Origin of the sequence: Streptomyces sp. NPDC057654 (genome assembly GCF_042800135.1) — a bacterium.
Lineage (GTDB): Bacteria > Actinomycetota > Actinomycetes > Streptomycetales > Streptomycetaceae > Streptomyces.
Map to the genome: position 1 here is coordinate 1 of NZ_JBHVHQ010000597.1, position 5461 is coordinate 5461.

Annotated in this window: 5 protein-coding genes; 4 read left to right on the forward strand and 1 reads right to left on the reverse strand. The window is 72.6% G+C overall.

The genetic code is table 11. The annotated features are described in order from the left end of the window. Window positions 1-90 precede the first annotated feature (90 nt). On the reverse strand, window positions 91-633 hold the full coding sequence (locus ACFU99_RS31525) for a GNAT family N-acetyltransferase (protein WP_384398520.1): 543 nt from the start codon (window positions 631-633) through the stop codon (window positions 91-93). 285 nt (window positions 634-918) lie between these two features. Between ACFU99_RS31525 and ACFU99_RS31530 the strand changes: the two genes are divergently transcribed. The 4 genes from ACFU99_RS31530 to ACFU99_RS31545 are packed head-to-tail and all read left to right on the forward strand — an operon-like array spanning window position 919 to window position 5430. Continuing rightward, complete coding sequence (locus ACFU99_RS31530) at window positions 919-3465, forward strand: DUF4118 domain-containing protein (protein ID WP_384398522.1); 2547 nt, start codon at window positions 919-921, stop codon at window positions 3463-3465. A 43-nt stretch (window positions 3466-3508) separates the two neighbouring features. Continuing rightward, window positions 3509-4192 carry a response regulator gene (locus ACFU99_RS31535; RefSeq protein WP_363131037.1) on the forward strand — a complete coding sequence of 228 codons (684 nt, stop codon included), beginning with the start codon at window positions 3509-3511 and terminating at the stop codon, window positions 4190-4192. 41 nt (window positions 4193-4233) lie between these two features. After that, window positions 4234-4632 (forward strand): OB-fold nucleic acid binding domain-containing protein, encoded by a 399-nt coding sequence (locus tag ACFU99_RS31540; protein WP_362155219.1) that lies wholly within the window; start codon window positions 4234-4236, stop codon window positions 4630-4632. A gap of 3 nt (window positions 4633-4635) precedes the next feature. Next, window positions 4636-5430, forward strand: coding sequence for a DUF3159 domain-containing protein (locus ACFU99_RS31545; RefSeq protein WP_384398524.1), 795 nt, complete (start codon window positions 4636-4638; stop codon window positions 5428-5430). The last annotated feature ends 31 nt before the right edge of the window (window positions 5431-5461 follow it).

A 5461-nucleotide genomic window follows, 5' to 3' on the forward strand; every position in this document is an offset into this window, starting at 1 on the left:
GGCCCCCCCCCGCCGCCGCCCCCCGGGGGGGGCGCCGGGGGGGGGGGGGGGGGGGCCGCCCCCCCCCCCACGCCCGTACCGCCCGCCCCGCTACCAGGCATCCCCCGACCGCCAGTCGCACGCCAGGTCCCCGTCCAGTGCCAGCTCCGTGGTCACGGGCAGGACGAACACGCCGCCCTCCTCGTCCGGGAGCCGTTCGATGCCCGTCGGGCCGAGCACCGAGGTCGTGCCCGGCCAGAGCCGCCAGCCGCGCGCCGAGTAGAAGCCGACCGCCTCGTCCGACGCGGACAGCGCCCCCAGTTCGTAGCCGCCGCGCAGCAGCCGTTCCGCCTCGTCCATCACCGCGGAGCCGTGGCCCCGGCCCCGCCGGTCCGCCCGTACGCCCACGCCCTCCACGTAGCCCGCGCGCACGGCGCGGCCCGCGTGCAGGAACTGCCGGCGGACCACCGCCCCGTGCCCGATCAGCTCCCCGTCCTCCCACAGCAGCACATGCATCCCGCCGAGCGTGTGGTCCCAGTCCTCGTCCGCCAGGTCCCCGTCGAAGGCGTCGTCGAGAAGGGCCCGCACGGCCTTCAGCGTCGCCGGGTCCAGATCCGCCGTATGCGCGGTACGTACTTCAGCCATACCGGGCATCCTGGCAGCGCCGGACGGCGGAGGCAGCCGAATTTCCCGCGCCGGAGCCCCGGCGGCAGGACCCTGGCAGGACCTCAGGCAGAGCCTCCGGTACGACCCCGGCGGGCCCCCTGGCGCAGTCGTGGCCGTACCCCCGCCGCGCCCCGCGGCACCCGGCGTCAGAGCTGCGTCAATACGCGGTCGCACACCGTCCCCCAGGCCATTTGTCCGAATCCTTGGCCGTAAGGTCGACAGTGCGTGGAGATAAACAGGGCGCGGAGTCGGCCCGGGACAGAAGATGGGGCCATGGGACGCGGCAAGCTTCGGATCTATCTGGGGGCGGCACCGGGGGTCGGGAAGACGTACTCGATGCTGTCGGAGGCACACCGCCGCATGGAGCGCGGCACCGACGTCGTCGTCGGGTTCGTGGAGTGCCATGACCGGCCGCGCACCGAGGTCATGCTGCACGGCCTGGAGGAAGTGCCCCGCCGCGAGCTCGAATACCGGGGAACCGTCTTCCCCGAGATGGACGTCGACGCGGTCATCGCCCGCCGGCCCGCCGTCGCCCTCGTCGACGAGCTCGCGCACACCAACGTCCCCGGCTCCCGGAACACCAAGCGCTGGCAGGACGTGGAGGAACTGCTCCAGGCGGGCATCGACGTCGTCTCCGCCGTCAACATCCAGCACCTCGAATCGCTCGGCGACGTCGTCGAGTCCATTACGGGCGTACGCCAGCGCGAGGCCGTGCCGGACGAGGTGGTGCGCCGCGCCGACCAGATCGAGCTCGTCGACATGTCGCCCCAGGCGCTGCGCCGCCGCATGGCGCACGGGAACATATACAAGTCCGCCAAGGTCGACGCCGCCCTCTCCAACTACTTCCGGCCCGGCAACCTCACCGCGCTGCGCGAGCTGGCCCTGCTGTGGACCGCCGACCGCGTCGACGAGTACCTGCGCCAGTACCGCACCGACCACAGCGTCTCCACCATCTGGCAGGCCCGCGAGCGCATCGTCATCGGGCTCACCGGCGGGCCCGAGGGGCGCACCCTCATCCGCCGCGCCTCCCGGATGGCCGCCAAGGGCTCCGGCAGCGAGATCCTCGCCGTCTACATCGCCCGCAGCGACGGACTGACCTCCGCCTCGCCCAAGGAGCTGGCCGTCCAGCGCACCCTGGTCGAGGACCTCGGCGGCACGTTCCACCACGTCATCGGCGACGACATACCCAGCTCACTCCTGGAATTCGCGCGCGGCGTCAACGCCACCCAGATCGTCCTCGGCTCCAGCCGCCGCAAGAACTGGCAGTACATCTTCGGACCCGGCGTCGGCCAGACCGTCGCCCGCGACTCCGGCCCCGACCTCGACGTGCACATCGTCACCCACGAAGAGGTCGCCAAGGGCCGCGGCCTGCCGGTGGCGCGCGGCGCCCGGCTCGGCCGCCCCCGCATCATCGCGGGCTGGTGCGCCGGCGTCATCGCCCCGATCCTGCTCTCGCTCTTCCTCACCCAGCTGGATGACGACGGGCCGGGCCTCGCCAACGACGTGCTGCTCTTCCTCTTCCTGACCGTCGTCGCAGCCCTCCTCGGCGGGCTGCTGCCCTCCCTGGCCTCCGCGGCAGTCGGCTCGCTGCTGCTCAACTTCTACTTCACGCCGCCCACGCACAACCTCACCGTCCAGGACCCGCAGAACATCGTCGCCATCGTGATCTTCTTCGCGGTGGCCGTGTCGGTGGCTTCCGTCGTGGACCTCGCGGCCCGCCGTACGCACCAGGCCGCCCGGCTGCGCGCCGAGTCCGAGATCCTCTCCTTCCTCGCGGGCAGCGTGCTGCGCGGCGAGACCAGCCTGGACGCCCTGCTGGAGCGGGTCCGCGAGACCTTCGCGATGGAGTCCGTGGCGCTGCTGGAACGGGCCGGCGACGTCGAGCCCTGGACCTGCGCGGGCAGCGTCGGCGCCCGGACGCTGACCCGCCCCGAGGAGGCCGACGTCGACATGCCCGTCGGCGACCACATGGCGCTCGCCCTCTCCGGCCGGGTGCTGCCCGCCGAGGACCGCCGCGTGCTCGCCGCCTTCGCCGCCCAGGCCGCCGTCGTACTCGACCGGCAGCGCCTCGTCGGCGAGGCCGAGCGGGCCCAGGCGCTCGCCGAGGGCAACCGCATCCGCACCGCCCTGCTCGCCGCCGTCAGCCACGACCTGCGCACCCCGCTGGCCGGCATCAAGGCCGCCGTGACCTCGCTCCGCTCCGACGACGTGGCCTGGTCCGAGGAGGACGAGGCGGAGCTGCTCGCGGGCATCGAGGACGGCGCCGACCGCCTCGACCACCTGGTCGGCAACCTGCTGGACATGTCCCGGCTCCAGACCGGCACCGTCACCCCGCTGATCCGCGAGATCGACCTCGACGAGGTGGTCCCGATGGCGCTCGGCGGCGTACCGGAGGGCAGCGTCACCCTCGACATCCCCGAGACGCTGCCGATGGTCGCCGTCGACCCCGGCCTGCTGGAGCGCGGCGTCGCCAACCTCGTCGAGAACGCCGTCAAGTACAGCCCCGACGACGCGCCCGTCCTGGTGGCCGCCAGCGCGCTCGGCGAACGCGTCGAGGTGCGCGTCGCCGACCGCGGCCCCGGCGTCCCCGACAGCGCCAAGGACCGCATCTTCGAGCCGTTCCAGCGCTATGGTGACGCACCCCGAGGCGCGGGCGTCGGCCTCGGCCTCGCGGTCGCCCGCGGCTTCGCCGAGGCCATGGGCGGCACCCTCACCGCCGAGGACACCCCCGGCGGCGGCATGACCATGGTGCTCACCCTGCGGGCCGCGCCCGGCCGCCCGCCCGTACGCCCGGACCTCCCGGCCCAGGCCATCTCATGAACCCCTTCACCGACAGGACAACCCCAGAAAGGCGGGCCACCGAATGAACCGGGTGCTCGTGGTGGATGACGAGCCGCAGATCGTCCGCGCCCTCGTGATCAATCTGAAGGCACGGAAGTACGACGTGGACGCGGCCCCCGACGGCGCGACCGCCCTCCAGCTCGCCGCCGCCCGCCACCCCGACGTGATCATCCTCGATCTCGGCCTGCCCGACATGGACGGCGTCGAGGTCATCCGGGGTCTGCGCGGCTGGACCCGCGTCCCCATCCTGGTCCTCTCCGCCCGCCAGACCTCGGACGAGAAGGTCGAGGCGCTGGACGCGGGCGCCGACGACTACGTCACCAAGCCCTTCGGCATGGACGAACTGCTCGCCCGGCTGCGCGCCGCCGTACGCCGCGCGGAGCCCGCCGGCACCCCCGACGACGCCGTCGTCGTGGAGACCGACGGCTTCACCGTCGACCTCGCCGCCAAGAAGGTCAACCGCGGCGGCCGGGACGTCCGGCTGACGCCCACCGAGTGGCACCTGCTGGAGGTGCTGGTCCGCAACACCGGCCGTCTGGTCAGCCAGAAGCAGCTCCTCCAGGAGGTCTGGGGCCCCTCCTACGGCACCGAGACCAACTATCTGCGGGTCTACATGGCGCAGCTGCGCCGCAAGCTGGAGGCCGATCCGTCGCACCCCAAGCACTTCGTCACCGAGCCCGGAATGGGATACCGCTTCGAGCAGTGATGCGGGGCGATCGGCGCGGTCACCCCCGGTACGCTGGCTGCATGAGTGCCGTACCCCGAACCGAGAAGCCGACCGGCCGCTTCCGCCGGATGCTCGACCGGCTGTCCACCTCCCAGGAGGAGCTGCACTCCGCCGAGCTCCAGCAGGACACCCAGTCCGCCGGCTGCACCCGGATCTGCGACTGCGACGACCGCCAGATAGTGAAGGTCACGGGCACTCTCCGGACGGTCACGCTGCGCCCCCGGGCGGGCGTGCCCGCGCTGGAGGCCGAGCTGTTCGACGGGTCGGCCGCGCTCGACGTGGTGTGGCTCGGCCGCCGTTCCATCGTCGGGATCGAGCCCGGCCGCAAGCTGATCGCCTCCGGCCGCATCTCCATGAGCCACGGACGCCGGGTGCTCTTCAATCCCAAATACGAACTCCGACCGCTCGGACAGGAGTAGCCGGTGCCGTCTACCGACAAGCCGACCACCACCGATCAGGACCCCGCCGCGCACGATCCGGCGGCGTCCGGCAAGGCGGCGGCCGACACGGCGCTGCTGGAGGCGTTCGGCGGCGTGTGGGGCATGGTGGACACCACCGTGCCCGGCCTGGTCTTCGTGCTGATCTACACGATCAACCGGGACATCCACTCCGCCGCCATCGCGTCCCTGGCGCTCTCCGCGGTGCTGGCCGTGGCCCGCCTGGTGCGCCGCCAGACCCTCAAGCACGCGCTCAGCGGCGTCTTCGGGGTCGCCTTCGGCGCGATCTTCGCGATGATGTCCGGCGACGCCAAGAACTTCTACCTGCCGGGCATGCTCTACACCCTGGGCCTGGCCGTCGCGTACATCGTCTCGGCGCTGGCCCGGTTCCCGCTGATCGGGGTGCTGCTCGGCCCGATGCTCAAGGAGAACCTCTCCTGGCGCACCCGCAACCCGGGCCGCTTCCGCGCGTACACCAAGTCCACCTGGGCGTGGGGCCTCATCCTGCTCGCCAAGTCGGCGGTGCTCTTCCCGCTGTACTGGTGGGGCGACGCCACGCAGCTGGGCTGGGTCAAGGTGGCGCTGGGCATCCCGCCGTTCCTGCTCTGCGTCTATCTGACGTGGATCTTCCTGGCGAAGGCGCCGCCGCCGATCGACGTGATCGCGGAGATGGAGGCTGAGGAGCGCGTGGCGAAGAGCGGGGGAGCCGGGAACGACACCGTGACGCCGACCGGTGCCGCCGAGCCCCAGCCGCGCGGCCAGGCGCGCCACCGCCGCTGACCCGCCCGTACGCCCCGTATACGGCCTGTGC